This window comes from Amycolatopsis sp. NPDC054798 (assembly GCF_053611505.1).
Genome location: NZ_JBSHAM010000014.1, coordinates 118637 through 142369, shown reverse-complemented (window position 1 = coordinate 142369; position 23733 = coordinate 118637). Strand labels below are relative to the sequence as shown.

General features: G+C 70.2%; 20 protein-coding genes. 7 read left to right on the top strand and 13 right to left on the bottom strand.

Annotated features, from left to right (window positions below):
* Window positions 1-3: 3 nt before the first annotated feature.
* The 8 genes from ACWGIC_RS12310 to ACWGIC_RS12275 all read right to left on the bottom strand — a co-directional run bounded on the left by ACWGIC_RS12310 (window position 4) and on the right by ACWGIC_RS12275 (window position 8206).
* Window positions 4-456: a luciferase domain-containing protein gene (locus ACWGIC_RS12310; RefSeq protein ID WP_452075963.1), complete on the bottom strand. Its 453-nt coding sequence runs from the start codon at window positions 454-456 to the stop codon at window positions 4-6.
* Window positions 457-474: 18 nt separating this feature from the next.
* The gene (locus tag ACWGIC_RS12305) at window positions 475-957 is read right to left on the bottom strand and encodes a flavin reductase family protein (RefSeq protein ID WP_452075962.1); all 483 of its coding nucleotides are present in this window, start codon (window positions 955-957) and stop codon (window positions 475-477) included.
* The gene (locus ACWGIC_RS12300; protein WP_452075961.1) at window positions 954-2342 is read right to left on the bottom strand and encodes a dihydroorotase; all 1389 of its coding nucleotides are present in this window, start codon (window positions 2340-2342) and stop codon (window positions 954-956) included. Before ACWGIC_RS12300 ends, ACWGIC_RS12305 begins: the two co-directional genes overlap by 4 nt.
* Window positions 2339-3466 (bottom strand): acyl-CoA dehydrogenase family protein, encoded by a 1128-nt coding sequence (locus tag ACWGIC_RS12295; RefSeq protein WP_452075960.1) that lies wholly within the window; start codon window positions 3464-3466, stop codon window positions 2339-2341. The genes ACWGIC_RS12300 and ACWGIC_RS12295 overlap by 4 nt, the downstream gene beginning before the upstream one ends.
* Window positions 3448-4488 (bottom strand): PrpF domain-containing protein, encoded by a 1041-nt coding sequence (locus ACWGIC_RS12290; protein WP_452075959.1) that lies wholly within the window; start codon window positions 4486-4488, stop codon window positions 3448-3450. The genes ACWGIC_RS12295 and ACWGIC_RS12290 overlap by 19 nt, the downstream gene beginning before the upstream one ends.
* Complete coding sequence (asnB, locus tag ACWGIC_RS12285) at window positions 4488-6287, bottom strand: asparagine synthase (glutamine-hydrolyzing) (RefSeq protein ID WP_452075958.1); 1800 nt, start codon at window positions 6285-6287, stop codon at window positions 4488-4490. Before asnB ends, ACWGIC_RS12290 begins: the two co-directional genes overlap by 1 nt.
* 5 nt (window positions 6288-6292) lie before the next feature.
* Entirely contained in the window at window positions 6293-7078 is a 786-nt protein-coding gene (locus ACWGIC_RS12280) for a cupin domain-containing protein (protein ID WP_452075957.1), read from the bottom strand.
* A 543-nt stretch (window positions 7079-7621) separates the two neighbouring features.
* Entirely contained in the window at window positions 7622-8206 is a 585-nt protein-coding gene (locus ACWGIC_RS12275; protein WP_452075956.1) for a TetR/AcrR family transcriptional regulator, read from the bottom strand.
* Window positions 8207-8492: 286 nt separating this feature from the next.
* Between ACWGIC_RS12275 and ACWGIC_RS12270 the strand changes: the two genes are divergently transcribed.
* Genes ACWGIC_RS12270 through ACWGIC_RS12255 form a run of 4 tightly spaced genes read left to right on the top strand, consistent with a single transcriptional unit; the run spans window position 8493 to window position 11818 of the window.
* Window positions 8493-8918, top strand: coding sequence for a GlcG/HbpS family heme-binding protein (locus tag ACWGIC_RS12270; protein ID WP_452075955.1), 426 nt, complete (start codon window positions 8493-8495; stop codon window positions 8916-8918).
* Window positions 8919-8945: 27 nt separating this feature from the next.
* On the top strand, window positions 8946-10148 hold the full coding sequence (locus tag ACWGIC_RS12265; protein WP_452075954.1) for a Cmx/CmrA family chloramphenicol efflux MFS transporter: 1203 nt from the start codon (window positions 8946-8948) through the stop codon (window positions 10146-10148).
* Complete coding sequence (locus tag ACWGIC_RS12260) at window positions 10108-10293, top strand: tautomerase family protein (RefSeq protein ID WP_452075953.1); 186 nt, start codon at window positions 10108-10110, stop codon at window positions 10291-10293. The genes ACWGIC_RS12265 and ACWGIC_RS12260 overlap by 41 nt, the downstream gene beginning before the upstream one ends.
* Before the next feature lie 49 nt (window positions 10294-10342).
* A complete protein-coding gene (locus ACWGIC_RS12255) occupies window positions 10343-11818 on the top strand; it encodes an FAD-binding oxidoreductase (RefSeq protein ID WP_452075952.1) in 1476 nt (491 codons plus the stop codon).
* Here ACWGIC_RS12255 and ACWGIC_RS12250 read toward each other — a convergent pair.
* Window positions 11815-13239 (bottom strand): FAD-dependent monooxygenase, encoded by a 1425-nt coding sequence (locus ACWGIC_RS12250; protein WP_452075951.1) that lies wholly within the window; start codon window positions 13237-13239, stop codon window positions 11815-11817. The genes ACWGIC_RS12255 and ACWGIC_RS12250 overlap by 4 nt on opposite strands.
* Before the next feature lie 67 nt (window positions 13240-13306).
* Between ACWGIC_RS12250 and ACWGIC_RS12245 the strand changes: the two genes are divergently transcribed.
* Window positions 13307-13807, top strand: a complete 501-nt coding sequence (locus ACWGIC_RS12245) for a MarR family winged helix-turn-helix transcriptional regulator (protein ID WP_452075950.1) — start codon at window positions 13307-13309, stop codon at window positions 13805-13807.
* Between the two features lie 376 nt (window positions 13808-14183).
* Here the strand turns inward: ACWGIC_RS12245 and ACWGIC_RS12240 are convergent, their stop codons facing one another.
* The 3 genes from ACWGIC_RS12240 to ACWGIC_RS12230 form a co-directional block, all read right to left on the bottom strand.
* On the bottom strand, window positions 14184-17906 hold the full coding sequence (locus ACWGIC_RS12240; RefSeq protein WP_452075949.1) for a S8 family serine peptidase: 3723 nt from the start codon (window positions 17904-17906) through the stop codon (window positions 14184-14186).
* A 69-nt stretch (window positions 17907-17975) separates the two neighbouring features.
* A complete protein-coding gene (locus ACWGIC_RS12235) occupies window positions 17976-19175 on the bottom strand; it encodes a CU044_5270 family protein (protein WP_452075948.1) in 1200 nt (399 codons plus the stop codon).
* Window positions 19168-19782 (bottom strand): RNA polymerase sigma factor, encoded by a 615-nt coding sequence (locus ACWGIC_RS12230; RefSeq protein WP_452075947.1) that lies wholly within the window; start codon window positions 19780-19782, stop codon window positions 19168-19170. The genes ACWGIC_RS12235 and ACWGIC_RS12230 overlap by 8 nt, the downstream gene beginning before the upstream one ends.
* A gap of 68 nt (window positions 19783-19850) precedes the next feature.
* Here ACWGIC_RS12230 and ACWGIC_RS12225 point away from each other — a divergent pair, with 68 nt between their 5' ends.
* Window positions 19851-21191: a restriction endonuclease gene (locus ACWGIC_RS12225; protein WP_452075946.1), complete on the top strand. Its 1341-nt coding sequence runs from the start codon at window positions 19851-19853 to the stop codon at window positions 21189-21191.
* A gap of 75 nt (window positions 21192-21266) precedes the next feature.
* The gene (locus ACWGIC_RS12220) at window positions 21267-23372 is read left to right on the top strand and encodes an ATP-binding protein (RefSeq protein ID WP_452075945.1); all 2106 of its coding nucleotides are present in this window, start codon (window positions 21267-21269) and stop codon (window positions 23370-23372) included.
* 61 nt (window positions 23373-23433) lie between these two features.
* Here the strand turns inward: ACWGIC_RS12220 and ACWGIC_RS12215 are convergent, their stop codons facing one another.
* The gene (locus tag ACWGIC_RS12215) at window positions 23434-23661 is read right to left on the bottom strand and encodes a hypothetical protein (RefSeq protein ID WP_452075944.1); all 228 of its coding nucleotides are present in this window, start codon (window positions 23659-23661) and stop codon (window positions 23434-23436) included.
* Window positions 23662-23733 lie beyond the last annotated feature (72 nt).

Genomic DNA, 23733 nt, shown 5'->3' with positions numbered 1-23733 from the left:
GAATCATTCGTTATGGCGTCCCCTGGCGTAGCGATAGGACTCCAGCACCACCTGCCACACGATCTCGATCTCGTCCCGGTCGCGAGGACCGTAAACGAGCTGCGTGTTCTGGATCGGATGCGGCACGCCCCAGCCCGCCTCGGTCACGACCTTCTTCGCGATCGGCGGAAGAGTCAGGTGCAGGCTGCCGTCCTGCTGCGGGTGCATGTGCGCGAATTCGCGGCTGTGCTTGATGAACGCGTCGTCCGGGCCGGTGCCGAACTCCGGCGCCAGATGGATCGCCCTCGCCTCCGGGTAGGGCACGTGCGTCGGCGCCAGGTAGACGCCGGCCAGCGAGCGCATCCGCTGCCACAGCTCCTCCTGCAGCGTCGTCGGGGCGATCTGGTTGAGCTGGCCGTGCGGGACCGGGCCGCGGGTTCGGGGAGCCGGGCCGGGACGGTCGGGGATGTCGAACATGGTTGTCCTCCAAGCGGTTCAGACCGGACGGGTGCGCTGGTAGCGCCTGCCGTGGTAGACGAGCGGGTCGCCGGGGCGGGTGCGGGCCGCGCACACCTCGCCCAGCAGGAGGCCGTGGTCTCCGGCGTCGACGGTGTCCCGGCGCCGGCATTCGATGCCTGCCAGCGCTTCCGGGTGCAGGAGCGTGCCTTGCTCGCCCGCTTCGAAGCCGGTGCCGCCGAACCGGTCGGCGCCGGGCGTCGCGAACAACGCGGCGAGTTCGGCCTGCTCCGCGGCCAGGACATTGACGCCGAACCGCGAGCAGCGCGAGAAGATCTCGTACGAACTCGACGTCTTCGCCTGGCAGACGAGCAGCAGCGGCGGCCGCATCGACACCGACGTCACTGAGGTCGCGGCGTACCCGCGAGGGGTGCCGTCGTCGTCGAGTGCGGTCACCACGCACACGCCGCCGGCGAGCGTCGCCATCGCGTCCTTGAATTCGTCGAGCAGCGCGGTGGTCATCGGGCACCACCTGCCCGGGCCGGGACGTCCGATGGCTTGAGCCATTCGCCGTCCGGGGCGCCGAAGCCGTGTTCGAGGCGGAACACGGTGCGACCCCTGCGGATCGTGCGCGCGACGCGGCCGGTGAACATCCAGCCCGCGTACGCCGTCCAGCCGCATTTCGCCTCGACGTCGCCGGGGCCGAACGACCAGTTCTCCGCCGGGTCGAACAGCACGAGGTCGGCGTCCAGGCCGGGCGCGATCGCGCCCTTGCGGTCGGCGATGCCGAACAGCCGGGCTGGTTCGGCGGCCAGCACGCGGGTGACGATCGGCAGCAGTTCGTCCGGCGTCGCCTCCGGAGCCCGCCGCCGCAGACCCGTGTACAGGGCGGGGAAAAGCTCCTGCACCCCCGGCAGACCGGGCGGGGCGTCCGGTGCCGCGACCGTCTTGTCCGCGAACGCGTGCGGCGCGTGGTCACTGCCCACAGTGGACACTTCGCCGCGGAACACCGCGTCCCACAACCGGTCCTGATCGGCCTGCTCCCGGATGGCGGGACTGAGCCGGATGCGGGAACCGAAGCGGGCGGTGTCGGCCGAGGTGAACGACAGGTGGTGCCCGGTGGCCTCCCAGGTGACCGGCAGCCCGGCCGCGCCCGCAGCGGTCAGCAGGTCGGCTTCCTCGCGGCTGGACACGTGCAGGACGTGCGCCGCGGCGCCGTGCCGCCGGGCCAGCTCGATCAGCTTGGCCACGGCGACGATCCCGCCCGAGCGCGGCCGGAACCGTTCGTAGTCGCGGTAGGTCGCCGGGGGGCCCTGCCACTGGTCGAGGAGCGAGAAAACGTCGTCGTCCTCGGCGTGGAAGAGCAGCCGGAGGCCGCGCCGTTTCGCGACGGCGAACAGTTCGTCCAGCCGCCCGGGGTCGCGCAGCACGTGCGGTGCGGTGTGGTGCCCGGTGAGGAACGCCTTGGCGGTCAACGCTTCCTCCGGCTCGAACGCTTCCAGCGTTTCGACCGCCTCCGGGTTGACGCCAGCGTGGAAGCGGTAGTCGACCAGGCTGGTGCCGCGGATTTCCGCGTCCTTGGCGCGGGCGTCGGCCGGGGTGAACGTCGCCGGGCGGGTGTTGGGCATGTCGAACACCGTGGTGACGCCGCCCGCCACCGCCGCGCGCGACGCGTGCGCCCAGTCCTCTTTGCCGGTCAGGCCCGGCGTGCGGAAGTGCACGTGGGAATCGATCAGCCCCGGCAGCACGTGCCGCCCGGCGGCGTCGATCTCCTCAGTGCCGGACACGGTGCTCCCGGCGGGGAGCACGTCGGCGATTTTCCCGTCCGCGACGGCGATGTCGGCGGTGCGCACGCCGCCGGGGCCGGTCACCCGGCCGCCCCGGACGACGAGGTCGTACTGTTTCACGCGGCCCATGGCAGGCTCACCAGCTCTCGGCTCAGGTCGTTGGTCGGGCCCATCAGCGCGACGGCGCGGGCGTCGCGGGCCATCCGGTTGATCGGGTTCGTCACCACGTACCCGGCGCTGCCGAGCAGCCGCGCGATCGCGGCGACGACTTCCTCGGCCGCCTGGGAGGCGTGGATCTTGCTGTGCAGCGTCACCTCGCCGGGGTCGGAGCCCTCGCGGCGGCCGGCCCGTTCGACGAGCGCGCGGGCTGACTCCACCTGCCCGCGCAGGTCCACCAGCCGGTGCCGGACCGCCTGCAGGTCGAGCAGCGATTTCCGTTGCGCCGCTTGAAAACCGAGGTCCCAGGCGGCCTCGGCGATCCCCGCCGACACCGCGCCGAGCGTCGCCCCGGACTGCCGGACTCCCGCGATGATCGTGCTCGCGGCGTCGCGCGGCCCGAGCAGCGCTTCCTGCCCGAGGCGGCAGTCCTTCAGCTCGACGAACCCGGTCGCCGACGCGCGCATGCCGACCAGGTCCAGGCTCAGGTCCGGCTCGATGCCCGGGTTGGTCGCGGGCACCAGGAAGAAGCTCTGCCCGCCGGACCCGTACGCGGCGTCGTCGGACTCCCCCGCCGGGGTGCTCTGCGCGAGCACCAGGTAGACGTCGGTGATCCCGGCCCCGGTGGTGAAAGCCTTGCCGCCGCTGACCGTCCAGCTGCCGTCGGGCAGTTCGTCGGCGACGGTGGCGAGGTTCTTCTTCGCCGCGCCTGCCCCGGACTCGCTCCACGCGGACGCGGCCAGCCATTCGCCGGAGGCGAGTTTCGGCAGCAGCTCCTCGCGCTGGGCGTCGCTGCCCCATTCGGCGATCCGGCTGCACACGGCCATGTGCTGGAAGGCGATGATCGCGGTGGACGGGTCGTGCCGCGCGATCCGCGCGATCATCCGGTTCCCTTCCAGCGCGTCCGCGCCGGACCCGCCGTACCGGCGCGGCACGGCCAAGCCGGGCAGCGGCGAGTTCCGCAGCGCGGTCAGCACCTCGGGCGCCGGGCGGCCGGCTTCGTCGGCCGCCGCGGCGTGTTCGGAGAGGACGCCGACCAGATCGTCGACGCCGAGACGCGCGGGAGTGGTCACGTCGACAGCAGACACGAATCCTCCTTCAGGGCATGGGGATCGAACGAGTCGATGGTCACCGCGCCGGTGAACGACACCGCCTTCTCCGGGACGCTGACCCAGGACAGCTCGCTGTCCTGGTCGTGGCCGGACACCGCGGCGTCCGAAACCGTGCAGCCGCCGGCGGTGCGGATCCGCAGCGACGACGGGCTCCGCGTGTCCCCTCCGGCGAACTGGAACGGGATGGTGCCACGGATCCGGCGGGCCGCGCCGAGGCAGACCGCACCGGTCAGCGCGAGCGTCGGATGCCAGGACGGCACCGAGACCGCACGCGCGGCCAAGCCGTTGTCGCCGTCCGGCAGGACCGCGGCCACCTTCGGGAACGCGCCCTCGACGGGGTAGCCGTACTGCCGCGCGGCCGACCGGCGGATCGCGGTCATCGTCCGGAACAGCGGCTGCCCCGCGGCGAAAAGCTCCTCCGGGGTGTCCACGCCGAGGTCGTGTCCGGACACGAACAGGTAAGGGTTCCCGACCGAGACCGCGGAGACCCGGATCGTGCCGTCGTCGTAGGGCAGGTCCGTAGTGGTCTCGCCGAACGGCAGCAGTTCGCCGAGCGGCACCGCGGGGTGGTTGAGGAAGTGCGCGGTGAACGTCGTCCGGTCGCGGACGCATTCGTCGACCTCGCACACCACGTGGTCGTCGGTGTTGAGCACGCGCACGCGGACGCGGTGCCCGGGCGCGAGCCTGCCGATCCAGCCGAGCCTGCTGGCGACGACGACGGACGAGAGCACCGAATGCCCGCAGCTGCCGCGGAAGTCGAACCGCACCGGATCGCCGGGGATGACCTGCACGAACCGGTAGTCGAGATCGAACAGCGGATGTTCGGACTCCGACACGAGCGCGATCTTCGTGACCGCCGCGAGGCCGTGCTCGGCGAGCCAGGCGACGCCGTCGGAAAACGCGTCGGTGAGCGCCTCCTCCGACGTCGGCAGCCGCTCGGCGGGCAGCACCAGCGTGGAACTCGGGCTGCCGTGGGCGTGGGCGATGTGGGCGAGCATCAGGCCGCCCTCCTTTCCCCGGCGCCGCGCACCAGCTGCTCGCTCCAGATCCGGTGGATCAGCAGCGACCAGATGGCCAGCGCCGATTCGTCGTTCGGCCGGGCGGCCTGCGCGTCGAACAGCCCGGCCACCGCCTTCGGGTCGAGCTGCCCGCGATCGGCGAGCGACGGCCCGGAGAGCAGGTCGCGGGCATAGCTGTGCAAGGGCTGCCCGTCCGCGAGCATCGCGGTGATCGGGAGGGTGAACGGCTGCTTCGGCCGCTCGAGCACCGAATCCGGCACTAGCCCTCGGGCGGCCGCGTAGAGCGCGCGCTTCACCTCCCGGCCCCGCACGCGCTGCTCGGCGGGCAGCCGCCGGGCCAGCCGGGTGACCGACCGCTGGCAGAACGGCAGCCGCACCTCGACCGAATGCGCCATGCTCAGATGGTCGACACGGCGCAGGTGGTAGGCGGGCAGCCGTTCGTCCACTTCGAACTCGGTGATCGCGGACAGCCGGTCCGGCCCGGCGCCGCGGAGGCGCCGCAGGATCCGGTCGGCTTCGGTTCCGTTGCACCGCAGCAGATCCCGGTATTCGTCGGTGTAGAGCTGGTTCCGCAGCGCGGCGGGAACCGCCGCGAGCGCCTCGACGTAGCCGTTCGGCCAGTCCTCGGCCCCGCCGCCGCCCACCGCGTCGCTGATCCGGCGGTAGCCGCCGAAGATCTCGTCCGCGGCGTCGCCGGAGAGCGTCACCTTGAACCCGGCGTCGTGCACGCCCTGGAACAGCAGATAGGTGCTCAGCGTGATCGGGTCGGCGTTGGGCTGGCCGAGATGCCACACGACCTCGTCGAGCAGGTCCGGGAACGTCGCCGGGTCCGCTTCGACCTGGTGGTAGGTCGCGCCGCTGCGGGCCGCGACCTCGCGGGCGTAGGCCTTCTCGTCGAACGGCCAGTCGCCGGTGTAGGCGATGTTGAACGCGTGCACGTGCGGGACCTTCTCCGCCAGCAGCGCGGTCACCAGGCTGGAGTCCAGTCCCCCGCTGGTGATCGTCGAGATCGGGACGTCGGCCAGCGCGAGCCGGTGAGTCTCGGCGCGCAGGGTGTCCCGCACGCGGCCGCCCGCCGCGGCGAGGTCGCCGTCTTCCTCGACCGGGAACGCGCTTTCCGCGCGCCGCGAGATCTTCAGCCCGCCCGAGCGCGTGTAGACGGCGGTGGCCGCGCGCGGCAGCACCCGGACGCCCTCGAACATCGTCCGCTCGCCGAAAGGAGTCTTGGTGGTGAGGTAGTTGTCGAGCCCCTCGTCCCGCTGCTGCCACTGCACGCCGGGGACGCTCAGCAGAGCGGGCAGCTCCGAGGAGAAGTACAGCTCCCGGCGTTCCGGGTTTTCGTGGTGGTACAGCGGTTTCATCCCGGCGTCGTCCGTCACGAGCACCAGCTTCGGCTCGGCTCGCAGGTCGAGCACCGCGATGGCGTACATCCCGTCGAGGTGGTCGACGAAGTCCAGGCCGTACTTGTGGTACAGCGCCGGGAGCACATTGCCGTCGCAGCGGTCGTGGAAGACGTAGCCCGCCGCGTGCAGATCGCGGCGCAGCACGTCGTGGTTGTAGATCTCGCCGTTGAAGACGACCTGGATCTCGCGGCCGAGCCGGTAGGGCTGCTCGCCGCCGTCGAGGTCCACAATGGCCAGCCGGTTGTTGCCCAGCGCCCAGCCGTCGCCCGCCGCGCTGAACCGCGCGTCCGGGCCGCCGTGCCGCTGCAGCGCCGAAACCGCCCGCAGATGATGGTGCGCCAGGTTCCCGCCCAGGTGTCCGTAGATCCGGCACATGACGACTACTTCACCTCCGCGGAAACGCCCGCACGGGCGTAGAGGACAGGGTCGAACGGCGTCGGGCCGCCGCACGTGGCGAACCGCTTCGCGGACGACTCCGGGTTTCGCGTGCCGTGCGGCACCCCGGGCGCGGCGAACAGCACGTCGCCGGGCGAGACGTCATGCCAGCGGTCGATCAAATACATCTGGCCGTCGCCCTCGAAAGCGATGAATGCCTCTTCGCTTTCCGGGTGCCGGTGGACGTTGAAGGTCTGGCCCGGTTCCTGGATCCCGCAGTGCAGGCACAGCCGCGCGCTGCCGGTTCCGGGCCAGAAAAGGAAGTTCATGACCGCGGTGTTCTCGTCGGCGGCGACTTCGCCGGTTCCGGAGAAGCCGTGCAATTGCGTTTCGGTGTTCCACAGTTCGTTTTCCAGCCGCGGCGCGGACCCGGCGGGTTCGTTGCCCGCCAAGCGGGTTCGCCACACGTAGGCGGTCAAACCGTCTTCGCCCGCTTCGAGTTCCAGCGTCCGCCCGGTCGGCGAGTGCAGCGCGGAGCCGCGAGCGACCTCCGTGCGATGCCCCGTGACGTCGCCGTGGCCGGAGCCGGCGAAGACGACGGCCACGTTCTCTTCCTCCAGCGCCCAGCCGAGACGCCACGCCTTCCCCGGCGCGACCTCCACGACGAGCAGGGTCACCTGGCGGGCTCCCATGGCCGGGCCTACGGGCTCGGCGACGCGGCCCCAGTCGAACGGCGAGAAGACGAAGTCCGCGGCGCGGACGATCGTTCCCTGAATCTGGTCGACAAGCATCCCCAGTCCAATCAGGTTGCCGAGTATTTCCCAGTGACGGAAGCTGAATTGATCACCGCGATACGATTCCGCGATTCGCTTCCGGTGGCGACCGTACTAGCCCGGCGCGGCCCGTCGCAAAGGCCGCGACGGGCCGGAAAATTGGCGCAAATGACGCACCGGTCATTGACTGTATCGGTTCAGTAAATTTCCCGGTACGCCGAATGACGCAACCGAGACGTCCACCGGAGTGCGGGTAACGGCGAAAAGACAGCGCAGAATTTCCGTGTGACCGTTGCCACAGTTTGAAGCACGGTCAATCCGGAACAGGACAGCGGTATTTCTGGAATCCGTTGCGGTGCAAGAACATTGACCCGCCAATGGACACAAGAGACAGTCGAGCGCTTCCCTGAGACCAGCGGGCCGGGCGAGCCGGAGCCACCACTTTCCGGCATGCCTTGGGCAAGACCGGAAGAGAACCGGTCGCGCGCCGGCTGTCTTCTTTTCGCACGAAAAGAGGCGACCATCTCCTGAGATGATCGCCTCGGCGGCAAGAAACTCCGGCTATTCCGGAATGGCGTTCAGCGCGGTGTCGACAACCTGGCCCAGCAACGTCTTGTCGCGGCAGACCGCGCTCATCACGCGCAGCCCCTGAATCATGGTCACCAGGAAATTCGACAACGCCGGGATATCGGCCCCCGGCGGCAGTTCGCCCATGCTGCGGGCCAGGTGCAGCGTTCCGTAGAAGGAGTCCTGCAGCGCCGCGATCGCGTCGCACACGATCCGGTTGGCCGCGTCGTCGTGCGGCACCCGTTCGGTGATCGCCATGACGAGCAGGCAGCCCGGCCGGCCGGGTTCCTTCAGCGCGTCGTCGATCCGGCCGAGCAGCAGGTCGCGCATCACCTGGCGGATCGGCACCCGCTGCATCAGCGATTCGCGGGTGGCGTCCGTGGTCTGCCGGACGTACCGCTGGAGCGCGCGCTCGTAGAGGCCGTGCTTGCTCTCGAACGCCGCGTACAGCGAACCGCGGCCGAGCCCGGTCGCCTCGGCGAGATCCTGGATCGAGGTGGCTTCGTAGCCCTTGCGCCAGAAGACCTCCATGGCCTTCTGGATCACCTCGTCGGTGTCGAACTCGCGAACTCGGGGCATGCCCCCAGTCTAAGAACTCTGGAACGAGAGGTCAACAATCACGCCACCAATATGTACTGATCAGTCAATTATAAACTCTCCGAGTCGACACTTTTCGCGCTATATCAAGGATTCTGCGTGCTCGATGCCCACCAGGAATGATCGATTGTTTGCTGATCGTTCCAGATTTGCTACGGTCGAAGCGACCGCCGGATGCGGTCCGTATGCGACCGGTCCCGGTACGCACCCTCCCGCGGCCGGCGGTTCCGAAAAGAAAACCCGCACTCGCCAGACAAGGAGAGTTCTCATGCCTCACGTGCAGCGCCGGTCGTCCGTCAGCGACGAGCTGGCCTGGAAGATCGTCCGCGCCGCCGACGAGGCCGCGAAGGCGACCGACAAGCGGTTCGCCCTCGCGGTGGTGGACGAAGGCGGCAATCTGAAGGCGTTCCTGCGCCAGGACGGCGCGAAGCTCAACGCCGTGCAGGTCGCGCAGGACAAGGCCTACACCGCGGCGTCCTCGGCGATGCCGACGCAGAAGTGGTCCGAGGTGCTCGACGCCGACCCGGTGCTGCGGACCGCCGCGCCCACGGCGATCGACCGCCTGGTCGGCATGGGCGGCGGGCTGCCGATCATGGTCGGCGGGGAACTCGTCGGCGCGATCGGCGTCTCGGGGGCCCACTGGACCGACGACGTCAAGATCGCCGAGGCCGGACTGGCCGCGCTCGAGTCCTGACCATCGCCCGACCCTCCGGGAGCAACGATGCCCATCGCCCTGTTCGTGCTCGGGCTGACGGTGTTCAGCCTGGGCACGACCGAGTTCATGATCGCCGGCCTGCTGCCGGAACTGTCCGGCGCGTTCGGCGTCACCCTGCCGCAGGCCGGGCTGCTCATCTCGCTGTTCGCCGTCGGCGTCGTCATCGGCGCGCCGCTGATCACCGCCGCGACCACCAAGGTGCCGCGCAAAACGGCGCTCGTCGCGCTGCTCGCGGTGTTCATCGCGGGCGAGGTGCTCGCCGCGGCCGCGCCGTCGTTCGGCGTGCTGATGGCCGCCCGCGTGGTCACCGCCGTCGCGCACGGCTCGTTCTTCGGCATCGGCGCGGTGGTGGCCGCGAACCTGGTCGAGCCGGGCAAACGCGCCCGGGCCATCGCGATCATGTTCGGCGGACTGACCATCGCCACCATCGCCGGGGTTCCGCTCGGCACGTTCGTCGGCCAGCACTTCGGCTGGCGCGCGACCTTCCTCGCGGTCGCCGTACTCGGGATCGTCGATCTCGTCGGCGTCGTCGCGCTGGTGCCGCACCAGCCGCGGGCGGGCCATCTGGGCCTGCGCCACGAACTGGCCGCGTTCCGCAACCCCAAGGTGTGGCTGGCGCTGGGCACGACCACGCTCAGCCAGGCCGCGCTCTACACCGCCTACACCTACATCGCGCCCTTGCTGACCGACCTCACCGGGTTCTCCTCCGGGATGGTGCCGCCGCTGCTGGCGCTGTTCGGCGTCGGCACGTTCCTCGGCAGCGTGCTCGGCGGCAAGCTCGCCGACCGCTCGCTGATGGGCACGCTGTGCGCGGGCCTGCTGCTGCTCGCGGTGATGCTCGGCGCGTTTTCCCTTGCCGCGCACAGCAAACCGGCCATGATCGCGACGCTGTTCCTGTTCGGGGTCGGCAGCTTCCTGATCAACCCGGCGCTGCAGACCCGGGTGATGAACGAGACCGAAGGCGCGCCGACCCTGGCGAGCACGAGCAACATCTCGGCGTTCAACGTCGGGAACGCGCTCGGCCCGTGGCTCGGCGGCATCGGGCTCAGCGCGGGGGCCGGGCTGCTCTCGCCGAGCTGGATCGGCGCCGGGCTGGCCGTGGCCTCGCTGGTCGTCGCGCTCGGCGCGGCGGGTCTGGACCGACGGACCGGAAAGGAGGTGAACGACGATGCCGGTCGTGCACGTGAACTGGTGGAAGGGGGCCGGTGAGGCCGAACGCCGCGAGCTCGTCGAAGAAGTGACGGGCACCGTTTCGCGGCTCGCGAAGTGCCCCGAAGCCGCGGTCACGGTGATCGTCACCGACGTCGAAAAGGACCACTGGGGCGTCGGCGGCAAGCTCGCCGGGGACCTCTGAGCGGAGGCCGGGACGGCTGCCGTCCCGGCCTCCCCTTCCGGGAGGAGCCATGACCGGACGCGTCATCGGGCCGGAGGACCCGCGCTACGCGGACTTCACGGCCGGGATCAACCAGCGCTACACCGCGAAACCGTCGTCGGTGCACCTGCCGGGGACCGCCGAGGAGGTCGCTTCGGCGGTCTCCGGCGCGCACGGGCGGCTCGCGATCCGCAGCGGCGGCCACTGTTTCGAGGATTTCGTCCACCGCGAGGGGGTCGACGAGCTCCTCGACCTTAGCGGACTGTCCGAAGTGGACTACGCGGACGGCGTCTACTCCGTCGGGGCCGGGGCGCGGCTGCAGGACGTCTACGAACAGCTGTACCGACGCTGGGGCGTGACGATCCCCGGCGGGATCTGCTATTCGGTCGGCGCGGGAGGGCACATCACCGGCGGCGGCTACGGCCTGCTGTCGCGGCGGGACGGCCTTACCGTCGACCATCTGTACGGCGTCGAGGTCGTGCTGGCCGACGGCCGGACCATTGTGGTCACCCGCGATTCGTCCGGGCCCGAGGCCGACCTGTTCTGGGCACACACTGGGGGTGGCGGCGGCTCGTTCGGCGTGGTGACCCGGTTCCTGTTCCGGGAGCCGCTGGTGCAGCCGCCGCCCGAAGTGCTCGTCACGGCGTTGTCGGTGCCGTGGGCCGAGCTCGACGAGCAGCGGTTCGCCCGGCTGCTCGGCGGCTACGCGCGCTGGCACCACGAGCACCGCGCGCCGGACTCGCCCGGCGCGGAGCTGTCGAGCCTGCTGATGCTGAACCATCGCTGCAACGGAACGGTCGGCCTGGTGGCGCAGATCGACGCCGGTGCGGCGAACGCGGACCGGGTGCTGAGCGAGTACCTTTCGCGCGTTCTCGGCGAACTGGCGACGACCGGGTTCGCGCGGGCCGGCGAGTTCGGCCCGATGCCGGGGCTGGCGCGCCCGCGGCGGCTTCCTTGGCTGCGGGCGACGCGGTTCCTCGGCACGAACACGCCAGTGCTCACCGACCCGACGCTGCGCGGCGAGCACAAGTCGGCCTACGTCCGGAGCACGCTCCCGGAGCCGCAGCTGCGGACCGCCTACGAGTACCTGACCCGGCCGGACGTGACCAACCCGGACACGATGCTCGTCGCGTTCTCCTACGGCGGCGCGATCTCGGCCGTCGACCCGGCCGCGACCGCGGTGGCTCAGCGCGACAGCACGTTCAAGCTGCTGTATCAGGCTTTCTGGTCCACTGCGGACGCCGACGCGGCGAACATCGGCTGGGTGCGGGACTTCTACCGCGCGATGTACGCGGACACCGGCGGAGTTCCGGTGCCGGGCGAGGTGGCCGACGGGTGCTATATCAACTACCCGGACGCGGATCTCTCCGATCCGGACTGGAATACCTCCGGGGTTCCGTGGCACGACTTGTACTTCAAAAACAACTACGCGCGGTTGCGGCGGGCGAAGGCGCGATGGGATCCGGAAGACGTGTTCCGGCACCGCCAGTCGGTGCGCCCGGCCTAGCGCGGGCCGAACCACGCGGCGAGGGCCTCGGCGAGCCGCTCCGCGTCCTGCCCCGCCCACGCGACATAGCCGTCCGGGCGCAGCAGGATCGCCGGTTCGCCGAGGTCCTCGTCGTGCGCGACGACGTCGACGCCGTCCTTCCACCCCGCCGCCGCGTCGGCGAAACCGGCTGTGCCCGGGCCGAGCAACAGCACGGGACGCCCCCGGTGCAGCACTTCGGCGACCGTCCGCTCGCCGAGCGGGAAATTCGGCAGGAACTCCCCCGCCATGCCGCGGCCGTCGCCGTACCGCACGCCCTGCGCGCTGATCCGGTCGCTGAGCAGCCGGTTGCCGTCCGAAGTGGACAGCAGGTCGGCGACCAGTGCGCGCAACGGCTCGAACTCCGGGCCCGGGCGCATCAGCGCGGCCTGGGCACGGGTGTTCTCGACGACCGCTTCGGCGACCGGATGCCGTTCCGTGTGATAGGTGTCCAGCAGTTCGTCCGGAGCCGTGCCCGCGACGACCATGGCGAGCTTCCAGCCGAGGTTGAACGCGTCCTGCAGGCCGAGGTTGAGCCCCTGCCCGCCGAGCGGGGCGTGCACGTGGGCCGCGTCGCCGGCGAGCAGGAGCCTGCCGCGGCGGTAGCGGTCGGCCAGCCGCGTGAAGTCGCTGAACCGGCCGACGAACGTCGCGTCGGACATCGGCACGTCGCGGCCGAGAATGCGCGAGGCGGCCGCCCGCAGGTCCTCGATCCCCGCCGGGGCTCCGCGTTCCGGCAGCGGCTCGGTGAACTCGTGAGTGAGGATCCGGCTGTGCCCGGACGGGTTGACATTGATCAGCGTCCAGCCGGTCGGCCCCTGCGTCCAGCCGGGCGGCACCCGCGCGGGATCGTCCAGCCTGGCCAGGCCGAGAAGCCCGGCGAACGTGGCCGGATGGGTGGTCCCGGCGAACCCCGCCGCCTCGCGGACCACGCTGCGGGCGCCGTCGCAGCCCACGACGTAGGCGGCGGCGAGTTCGCCATGGTCGGTAGACACGCTGACCTGGCCGCCGTCGTCCCGGATCCCGGTGACCCGGTGGCCGCGCAGGATCGTGACGCCGAGTTCGCGGGCCTTCGCCTCGAAGAAACGCTCGATGTCGGACTGCGCCTGGCCGACCATCGGCGCGCCCTCGAGAGCGGGCGATTCCAGCGTCAGCACCGGACGTCCGCCGAAATGGAACGGGACCTCGACGACGGCTCCCGGATCGCGCGGCGGGTTCGGCTCGGGCAGATAACCGCGGCGCAGCAACGACTGTGCGGTACGCGCGTGCAGGGTGCCCGCGCGTGGTTCGTCGTGGGTGGCAGTGAGTTTTTCGACGACCGTGGCGGGTACGCCGTGCCTGCCGAGTTCCGTGGCCAGCAGCATGCCGACCGGCCCGCCGCCGACGACGATCACTCCGGGCATCTTCCCCTCCTTCGCTGCGGAGCCGAAAGGTACGAGGTCGTAATGTCCGTCATTGTAGAGTACGAGGATGGAGCGTGACTTCGTCGACGACGTCCTGGACCAATGGCGCGCGCAACGCCCGGACCTCGACCCGGCCCCGCTGTCGGTGCTGGCCCGGCTGACACGGATCGCGCGCCGGGTCACCCGCCGCCTCGACGAGACGCTGAAGGACTACGGCGTGCTCCACGCCGATCTGGACATCCTCGCCACCCTGCGGCGGGCCGGGCCGCCGTACGAGCTGACGCTGTCCGAGATCGCGCGCTGGATGCTGGCGGGCAACAGCACGATGACCAGCCGCCTGGACCGGCTGGTGGCCGCCGGGCTGGCCGACCGCAGGCAGAACCCGGAAAACCGCCGCACGGCGCTGATCCGGCTCACCCCCGCCGGACTGGCTCTCGTCGACGAGGCGGTCGCCGCGGAACTGGCCGCCCAGGAGACGCTGGTGAGCGGCCTGAGCGGCAAGGAGCAGCGCGAACTGGCCGATCTGTTGCGCAGGCTGTGCCGTTCCATGGGCGAGATTCCGGAGTGAGCTTCGCGGCGGCGCTGGGTTAGACCCGGGGCGGAGGGTGCGGGCGGCGCTCACCTCGGGCGGCCAGGGAGGGGGGTGGCCGGGGCAGCCGGATGCGGGGCAACCGCGTGCGGGGGGCCAACCGGATGGGGCACGACCGGGTGCCGAGGGCGGCCACGTGCGGGGGCAACCGGATGCGGGGCGACCGGGTGCAGGGCAGCAGGACGCGGAGTGACCGGATGCGGAGCACCGGACCCGGGGCAGCCGCGTGCGGGGCGAGCGGATGCGGAGCAGCCGCGTGCGGGGCGAGCGGATGCGGAGCAGCCGCGTGCGGGGCAGCCGCGTCCGAGGCAGCCGCGTACGGGGGTTCGCCCAGCTGGACGAACCCCCGCCCCGCTCACCCGATCTGATAAGCCCGGATCACCGTCTGATTCACCGCGTTGCCCTTGTCATCAACCGCCTTCGCCCGCAACGAGGCGAACCCGCTCGCCGGATGGCGGACCTTGGCCGTCCACTTAGGACCATCCGAAGCCACCTCGACCGGTTGCCAGGTGGCACCGTCGTCGTAGGAGATCTCCACCGACAGCGCGGTGACCTTCGGCGGCGAGTCCTGCCGGGTCACGGTCACCGGGAAGCTGATCTCCTTGCCGCCCGGCACCATGTTGCGCAGGTCCGCAGGCGGGGCGAACCCGACCGCGAGCATGCCCAGCGGGCCGTCCGCCGCCAGTGTCGGGGCGACGGTCCACTCGCCGCTGAACTTGGTGGAAACGGGCCACCACGGCTGGTCCCTGGTCACGTCCGCGGTGATCCGGTACGTGCCGTACCGCGCCGGGGCCTGGAAAACCCCGCGGCCCGGGGAGTTCTGGGTGCCGAGCAGCTGACCGTCCAGGTAGGCCGAAGTCGTTCCCCGGTCCAGTTCCTTGGTGTAGTCCGCGCTGCTGCCGTGCCCGGCGGCGTCGGAGAACACCGGCAGCGTGACGTCGAGAGCCCAGTCCTTGGTCCGCCACACCCACGGGCGGCCCGTCCCGGTCGGCCCGGCGAAGGAGGGGCCGATGACCGCGGCGTTCCAGTCGGTGCGGGAGGAACTGCCCGCCGCCAGGGAGCGCTGTCCCTCGACAAGCGTGCCGCCTTCGCGAGGGTAGTCACCGCTGAAATCGACGCCCTGCACCTGGAACCGCCAGTCGCCCGGCGTGAAGTAACGCCGTTGCTCGGACTGCGGTGCGGCGCTCTGCGCGCCCCGGTTGATCTCCCCTTCCGGTCCCACCGCGATCGGGTACACCATCGGGAGGAATTCCTTGGCGTAGCCGTGGTAGGCCATGGTCACCTCGGCCACGTCCGCTGCCTTCGCGTCGTGCGACGGATCGGCGGGGATGCTGCCCTGCGACGGGTAGTACAGGTCGTACTGGTAGTCGCTGCGGTCCCGCACGGTCAGCGAGGAGGTCAGCCCGCCGGCCTTGGCCAGTGCGACGAAGCGGTCGGCGGTGTATCCGTCCAGCTGCAACGTCGGCAACGACCACTTGTCGGGCGCGGTGCCGACCAGCCTGGCCGCGGCACCGGCGTCAACGAGGCGGAAGGCCGCGAGACGCCCGCCAGCCGCCTTCACGTTGTCGATGCGCTTGCCTGCCTCAGTAACGAGAATGCCGTCCGGAAGGTCGAGCACCACCAATTTATCCTTGGCATCCACTTTGGACAGATCAGCCTCAGAGCCGGTGCCGCCGTAAACGACGCCCAGCCGCTGAGCGGACGGCGGAACGCGGTCGGAGAACGGGGTGAAGCCCGCGTCCACGGCGAACGGGCTCGTCCCTTCCGCGGTGAATTCCATCCACGGCTGGTAGAGCCGCATGTCCTCGGTGAAGCGGAAGTACTTCGAACTCGCGCCCGGGGTGGAATAGGCATAGAGCCGCTGGAATTGCGCACCCGCGGCCAGCGAGAGCGACACCGGCTCGCGCGGTCCCTCGGGGCGGGTTTCGAGCCGGGCGCCCAGACCGCCGTCGAGGGCCCCCGTCTGATCCGTGCGGATCGTCACCGGCTTGGCCTGGCGGGCATCGAAGGACACCGTCGCTGTGCGGGTCACCTTGAGACTGGGGTTGGCGAACGCGGTGATCTCCACCGGCGCGTCCGGCCTGCGGCTCGTGAGCCCCGCGCTCAGGGTGTACTCCCCCGGCGGCACCCGCAGCGGCTTTCCGGCATACCCGAAGAAGCTCGCTCCGGTGCGGACGTTGACGGCAACGGAGGTCTGGTAGTCCTGCGCGCCGGGGGCTTTGCCGTCTCTGCCCAGCATGTTCACCGAAAGGTCGTACAGCTCCGGCTCGTCCTTCACTCCGACCGGGGTGCGCACCTGGGCCTTGCCGTCCGCGGTGCCGGCCAGCAGCAGCCCCGTGTAGGTGCCGGGTTTGCCGGTCTTCGAGGTGAACGTGATGTCCACAGTGGACTTCCCGCCCGCAGGCACGGTGATCGAGTTCGCCGAGAGCTTCGCCAGGTTCGCGGCGGACGGCTGCCCTTGCTTGTCCGCCAAGGAGAAAGCCAGGTTCAGCGTGATCGGAGCGGTGCCGGAGTTGGTGTAAGCAACCGTGCGCTTGTCGGTCTTGCCGGACCACCGCACGACGGTGTTCACCGTCGCGGGCTCGGACCGCACGGCCTGGGTCACCGCAGCGGAGACGTCGAGCCGTCCGCTGCCGAGGGCCTGCACGCCGATCCCGGGCAGTTCTTTCGCCGTGCCGACCAGTCCGGCCTTGAGTTGTTCGCCGGTCCACTCAGGATGCTGCTGCGCCAGGATCGCGGCCGCTCCCGCGGTGTGCGGAGTGGCCATCGAGGTGCCGGAGAGCGTAGTGTAATGCTCGTCCACCGGCGTGCCCAGTGCGGTTCCCTTGGCGCGCGCGGCCACGATGTCGCTGCCCGGGGCGCCGATTTCCGGCTTCACCGCGCCGTCGCCGACGCGCGGGCCGCGGTCGGAGAACGGGGACAGCGCGTCGGATTTGGTCACGCTGCCCACCGCCAGCGCCGCATCGGCCGTGGCCGGGGAACTCACTCCCTCATCCTGGCCCGAGTTGCCGGCCGCGACCACGAACAGCGTGCCGTACTGGCTGCTCAGCTTGTTGACCGCCTGCGCGGCGGGATCGGTGCCGTCGGTGGGCTCGGTGCCGAGGCTCAGGTTGACAACCTTCGCCTTGGCCTCGCGCGCGGCCCACTCCATCCCGGCGATGATGTCGGATTCGCGGCCCGAGCCGCCGTCGTTCATCACCTTGCCGATAGCCAGCTTGACGTCCGGGGCGACCCCTTTGTACTTGCCGCCCGAGGCCGCGCCGGAGCCGGTGACGATGGAGGCGACGTGCGTGCCGTGCCCGTTGCCGTCGGCCACGCTGCCCTTGCCGCTGAAGTCCTTGCTCAGCGCGACTTTCCCGGCCAGGTCGGGGTGCTCGGCGTCCACTCCGGTGTCCAGGATCGCCACGGTGACGCCCTTGCCGGTGTAGCCGGCTTGCCACGCCGCGGGCGCGCCGATCTGCGGCACGCTTTGGTCCAGCGAGGCGCGCACCTTGCTGTTGAGCCAGATCTTGCTCGGCCCGCCGGAGAGCGCGGCCGGTCCGCCCGCGCTCAGCCCCGCCCAGAACGTCTTGGCGTCCTTTTTGGACTCGGCGAGTTCGGTGTAGCCGAGCTGGTCGAAGCTGCGGCCGCGCTGGGCGCCGGACGGTGCGGCTGAGCGGGCGGTCGCGCCGTCGGCGTACTCGGCCAGCAGAGGCAGCGTGCTGGTGGCAGCGTCGTCGTAACCCTGGCGGATCAACCCGGTGATGTTGAACAGTTCCCGGTCGAGTCGGCCCGCTTCGACGAGAGGAATGGCGGAGACCGGCATCAGATACGAGTCGGCGCTGTTCCCGTGCCGTGTCCCGAACTGGACGTACGGCGTGCGTCCGGAACGGGCGTCGTCCGGCATGGCCAAGGACCAGCGGCCGTGCGCGTCCCTGCGCGCGCTGACCTGGTCACCGGTGATCAACGTGACCTGGTGGCTGACACCGCCTCCCGCCGCTGGCGGCGCTTCGGCCGCTTGGCCGGGCGCGGCAGTCAAGGTCGCCGCCGCGCAGGCCATGGCCAGCGCTACGGCAGTCAACCGTCTCCGTGCTGTCATCAGTGCTCCCTCGTGAGGTGATCTCCGGGTTTCCGGAGAATGGGGAAACATTTCGGGCCGATCGGCGGGTCAATACCCTGGCGGGACAACTCCCTGTTCGTCGGCGACAGCGGTTCGCACCGAACTGGAAAAGGTCACGGTTCCGGGTTTGACGCCCGCGGTCGTGATGTCGTTTTCCACCGGCTTGAGCTGCGTCCGGCGTTCCCCGATGAATTCCCCGGTAACGGGGTCGACGATGATTTCCATCCGGAAAGTGCCGTCGACGGGGTCCACGCCCAGCGCGACACCGGTACGGCCGTCGAGGTTGGCCGCCTGCTCGGTCACCTTGAGACCGGGGATCTTGGCCACCGCGCGGTAAAGCGACTCCTTGAGGTCGGCAGGCAGGGTGCCGGTTTTGAGCAGTTGCGCGGCGAGGTTCAGCACCCCGCCGAGCTTGGGTTTGTTCACCACCGAAAGGTCGGCCGCCATCAAGTCGTACAGTTTCCGCGGATCGCGCGGCAGCTCGTCCAGCTGCCGTTCGGTAGGTGCGCCCCATTCGTCGTCGCACCGGCCGACGACGGCCATGGCTTTGGCGGGAAACTTTCCGTTCGCGGCTCGCCATTCGCCGCTCGGCCAGTATTCGCGGAGGTCGGCATCGCGGTTTCGCTCGATCCGCTCGGTGGCGGTCTTGAGCGCTCGCTCGTCGCCGACGAGCCATTTCCGGTTCCCGGTGGGCGCGGTTCTGAGCAGCCATTGCCCGGCGAATTCGCTGGGCTGCCAGGTTTGCGTCAGCCGTTCGCCGGAGAAGGCGGCCGGGATCCGGCTGTCGTTCCACAGGAGCCAGGTGCGGGTCGCGATATAGCGAAACTTGCCCGCAGGGATGGGATCCTCGCCGGCAACGCGGATCTTGTCGGCGGCGCTCTTCAGTGCCTGCTGCACCGACACGAACCGCACCCGCGGCGCGGCTGCCGACGATGGGGCCGAGTGGTCGCCGAGGTCGGCTCGCGTGATCGCCGCCGTGGCGCCGACCGTCATCACGAGAGCCGCGGCGGCGGCACCGATCCGCCAGCGCCGCCCGGTGGGAGACACCGGCTTTCCCTTGACCTCGGTCAGCGGAGTGATTCCAGGCGCGGCAGCGTCCTTTCCCTCTATGGACCGCACTGCGTTCAGCAGGGCTTCGTTGGCGGCGGCCAAGGGCTCCTGACCGGGGAGTTCCTTCGCGCGCAGCAAGCACAGCGCCTCGTCCAGCTCTTCGTTCGTCCACAAGCGACGGACGTTGTCCTCAGTCATCGGTGCGCTCTCCTTCCGGGCTGTGCGGCGCCCTGGGTTCGGCTTGGGCTCGAAGCAGCCGCCTGACCCGGTGCAGCCGCGAACGGACAGTGCCCGCGGGAATGCCGAGCACCGCTCCGATTTCGCTGGCGTCCAGCTCTCCCCAGCTGGTCAGCAGCAGCACGTCCCGGTCCCCCGGGGCGAGACCGGCCAGCGCGGCGGCCAGTCCCCGGACCCTGGCCTGAGCGTCGACCAAGTCGGCCACCCGATCGGCATGGCCTTGGGCGACCGGCGCGCCGTGCTCGTCGTGGGCGGCCGCCCGCAAGTACCGGCTTTCGGTCCGGGCGTGGCGGCGCAGCAGGTTGGTGGCGATGCCGAACAGCCAGGCGCGGGCGCTGGCCCGTGCCGGGTCGTAACTGGCCCGCCGCTGCAACGCGGTCAGGAACGTGTCGCTGACCAGATCGTCGGCCACGGACGGCCCGGCGCGGCTGGCCAGATACCGGCGCACGTCTCGGGCGTGTCTGTCGAACAGGTTCTGGAAGACCGAGTGAAGGTCGCCCCCGCACAAGTCCGGTCGATCGTCACCGTCCGCCCCGCTTGCCGCGGCGTACCGCTCAGCCCTGGTCACATCGGATATTCGCCGGAGCCGCCGGAAGTGTTCATCGCCGACCGCGCGCGAGCGGGCCGGGTGAGGTCATGCCTGGCAGCAGCCGCACCGAACCTCACGCACACTCCGCTCGGTGCGTCGCACAGCACTCCGCCGCCGATTGCCCGATACCCTGCGCCCGGGCAACTTGCACGCTCAACGGAAAGGGGGCCGTTCTGACCGCGGCAGAACCGTCGGCGATCACCGAACCAGTCGCGAAGTTCGAGGATCTCGGCTCGGCAGACCTGGTGGTCGACGCCTGGTACCCGGGCGGAACCAGGGGGAACGTCAGCGACGACCCGATCGCCAAGCTCGTTCCCGGTGTGGGCAACCAGGGCGGATTCCGGTACGTCGGCTCGCCCCGCAAAGGCGTCGTCCGCTTGGCGGTCCTCTACACGACCGGGCACCAGGTCGACTGGCCGGACGCTCTCGACCTCCAGACCGGACTGTTCACCTACTACGGGGACAACCGCAAGCCCGGCCACGAGCTGCACAACACCAGCCGCGGCGGGAATCTGCTGCTCCGAGAGGCGTTCAACGCCTCGCACGGCCCTCCCGAGCAGCGGCAAGCCGTTCCGCCGTTCCTGCTGTTCGAAAAGGCAGGACCCGGCCGCGCCGTACGGTTCCGCGGACTGCTCGCGCCCGGCGGACCGGCGCTGACCTTGGACGACGAACTCCAAGCAATCTGGCGCACCACCCGAGGGCAACGGTTCCAGAATTATCGCGCCCGCTTCACTGTCCTGGACTGCGCGGTCATCCCCCGGACCTGGCTCCGTCACCTCGCGGACGGCGGAGATCCGCTCGACGGAGGCTGCCCGCCGCAATGGAGTTCCTGGGTGCAGGGACGCGCATACACCCCGCTTACCGCACCGGCCACATCAGCAATCCGCAGTCACGACGCCCAGCTCCCGCAAGACCGCGACGGCAAAGCGATTCTCACCGCCGTCTACGAATACTTCCAGGGCCGTCCGCACGACTTCGAGGCGTGTGCGATTGCGCTCTGGCGGCTCATCGCGCCCGCCACTGGGCGATGCGACGCCACCCGCCCCAGCCGCGACGGCGGACGCGACGCCGTCGGCGAGTACCACATCGGCCCGGCTGCCGACCGGATCGCCATCGACTTCGCACTCGAAGCCAAGTGCTACGCCACCAGCAACTCAGTAGGCGTTCGCGAAGGAAGCCGCCTCATCTCACGTCTTCGTCACCGCAACTTCGGCGTGCTCGTCACGACGTCCTATTTCAACCGGCAACTCCAGGAAGAGATCCGCGACGACCAGCACCCCGTCGCGCTGGTGTGCGGCCGCGACATCGTCGACATTCTGCGCGAGCACGGCTACTCCACCGTCAAAGCCGTCACGGCCTGGCTTCAGCAGCAATTCCCGCGCACCTGATTTCCCACGGACCTCCGCCGCGCCGTCCTGCCGCGCTGCGCAGGCCGCGGGGAGCGGTCCGGCAGAATGACGGACATGGCGGGGACCTACGAGGGGCGAAATTCGATCAGCGGCGACGCGTCGGGCAACGTTGTCCAAGCACTGCACGTCGATTCCATCACCGTTCACCGGGCGGGTCGCCCGTCGACGGCGCCGCGGCAGCTCCCGGCAGCCCCCCAGACGTTCACCGGACGCGAAGCCGAGCTGGGTCAGCTGACGACGGCGCTCGACGGTGCCTCCGAGCAGGGTTCCACGGTGGTGATCTCCACGCTGGCCGGTTCCGGCGGGATCGGGAAGACGTGGCTGGCGTTGCACTGGGCGCACCGGCACCAGGATCGTTTCCCCGACGGGCAGCTGTTCGTCGACCTGCGCGGCTTCGGCCCCGACAACGACCCGATGCCGCCTTACGAGGCGGTACGCGGTTTTCTCGACGCCCTCGGCGTAGCACCGGACGGCCTTCCCGCGGAACCGTCAGCGCAGGCAGCGCTGTACCGCAGCCTGGTGGCCGAGCGGCGGATGCTCATCGTGCTCGACAATGCCCGCGACAGCGAGCACGTCTTCCCTCTGCTTCCCGGCGGTGCCCGGTGCACGGTGCTGGTCACCAGCCGGGACCGGATGGCCGGCCTGCTCACCCGGCACAGCGCCCGCCCGGTCACCGTCGATGCGCTCGACGACCACCAGTCCCTTGCGCTGCTGGCCCGCCGGCTGGACGCCGACCGGCTGGCGGCGGAACCTGCTGCCGTGGCCGAACTGGTGCGCTGCTGTGCCGGGCTGCCGCTGGCACTGGGCATCGTCGCGAGCAGGGCACTCCTCGATCCGGATATTCCGCTCGCAGATCTGGCCGCAGAACTGAGCGACACCGCCACCCGGCTGCAAGCCCTCGACGAAGGCTCGAGCAGCAGCCTGGACGCGGTACTGTCCTGGTCCTACCAGGCGCTTACCTCGGAACAGGCCACCTTGTTCACGCTGCTCGGCAACGCACCCGGCTCCGACATCAGTGTGCCCACCGCGGCCAGCCTCGCGGGCAAGCCGGAGCACGAAACACTCGCGATCCTGCGGTCGCTCGAACGCGTGTCGCTCATCGAGCATGCTTTCCCGCGCTACCGGATGCACGACCTGGTCCGACTCTACGCCTCACGGAAGGCCGAGCCCTCCAAAACAGACCCAGCCCTGCGCCGCCTGGTGACCTTCTTCTGCCACACCGCGCACGCCGCCGACCGGCTCATCGCGCCCGGCCACGCCCCCATCGAACTCGACGGCCTCGACGACGGGTGCGTACCTCGGGAATTCGCCGGCCGCGACGATGCCTGGGCCTGGCTCACCGCTGAGCAGGGCAACCTGATGGCCGCGCTGCAGCTGGCCTGGAAACGGCGCTGGTGCTCCGCGGTATGGCAGCTCGCCTGGACCCTGACCACTTTCCAGCTCCGGCAGGGTCACTTCCAGGACAACCTGACGGCCTGGGAAGCAGGGCTGGCTGCGTCCGAACACCTGGCCGATGTTCGTCTGCGCACTCGTGCCTACCGCCACTGCGGCCGCGCCGCAGCGCAGCTGGGCCACCACGACGACGCCCTCCGTTACCTGGATCAAGGCATCGCCTGGGCACACGCACACAAGGACCGGCTGGGCGAGGCCCACACCCATCGCGCGCTGGCAGTCGCCTGGGAACAGCGTGGCGACAACCGGACAGCGCTGGGCCACTCCGAACGCGCTTTCCGCTTGTACAAAGATGTCGGCGCGGTCGCCAGCAGCGCTCACGCTCTCAACGAAATCGGCTGGTACACCGCGAAACTCGGCGATTACGACCAGGCACACCAGCACTGCACCCAAGCCCTCGAGCAATGCCGAAACCAGAACGATCACAGCGGCGAAGCGACCGCATTGCTCCGTCTGGGCTACATCGCCCACCACACCGGCAATTGTGAACGTGCGATCGACACGTGCCAAGAATCGCTTTCCATCTACCGAACACTCGGCGACGCCGCGTCCGAAGCCGCCGCGCTTGACCTCCTCGGAGACGTCTACGAAACGCGCGACAGGGCAGCGGCCCACGACGCATGGCAACAAGCTCTTCACCTGTTTCGATCCCAGCACCGCGACGAGGACGCCAGCCGGGTCGGGGAGAAGATCGCCGCAATCAGCTAAATCACAGGTGCCGTCCGGGTCTGCGACGCAACTGCGCGGACCCGATCTTGAGGCAAGAGGATCAGGTTCTCATGAGCGCGTCGAGCAGCTTCGACAGTGCGGTCTGCGCGGAGGCGGAGACGTAAGGCCCGACCGCGACCAGCGACGCGATGAGCGCCGAAGCCTCGCCCGGGGTGAGCGCCACCGGAGGCAGCTGCTGCCGCGCGTCGATCCGGTAGCCGCCGCCACGGCCGCGCCTCACGTCGATCGGCACGCCCGCCGCAGTCAGGCGGGCGGTGTCTCGTTCCACGGTCCGGACTGCCGTTCCCGTCCGGACGGCCAGCGCCGACCCGCCGGCACGAACCGGGGCGCCCGGGCACGG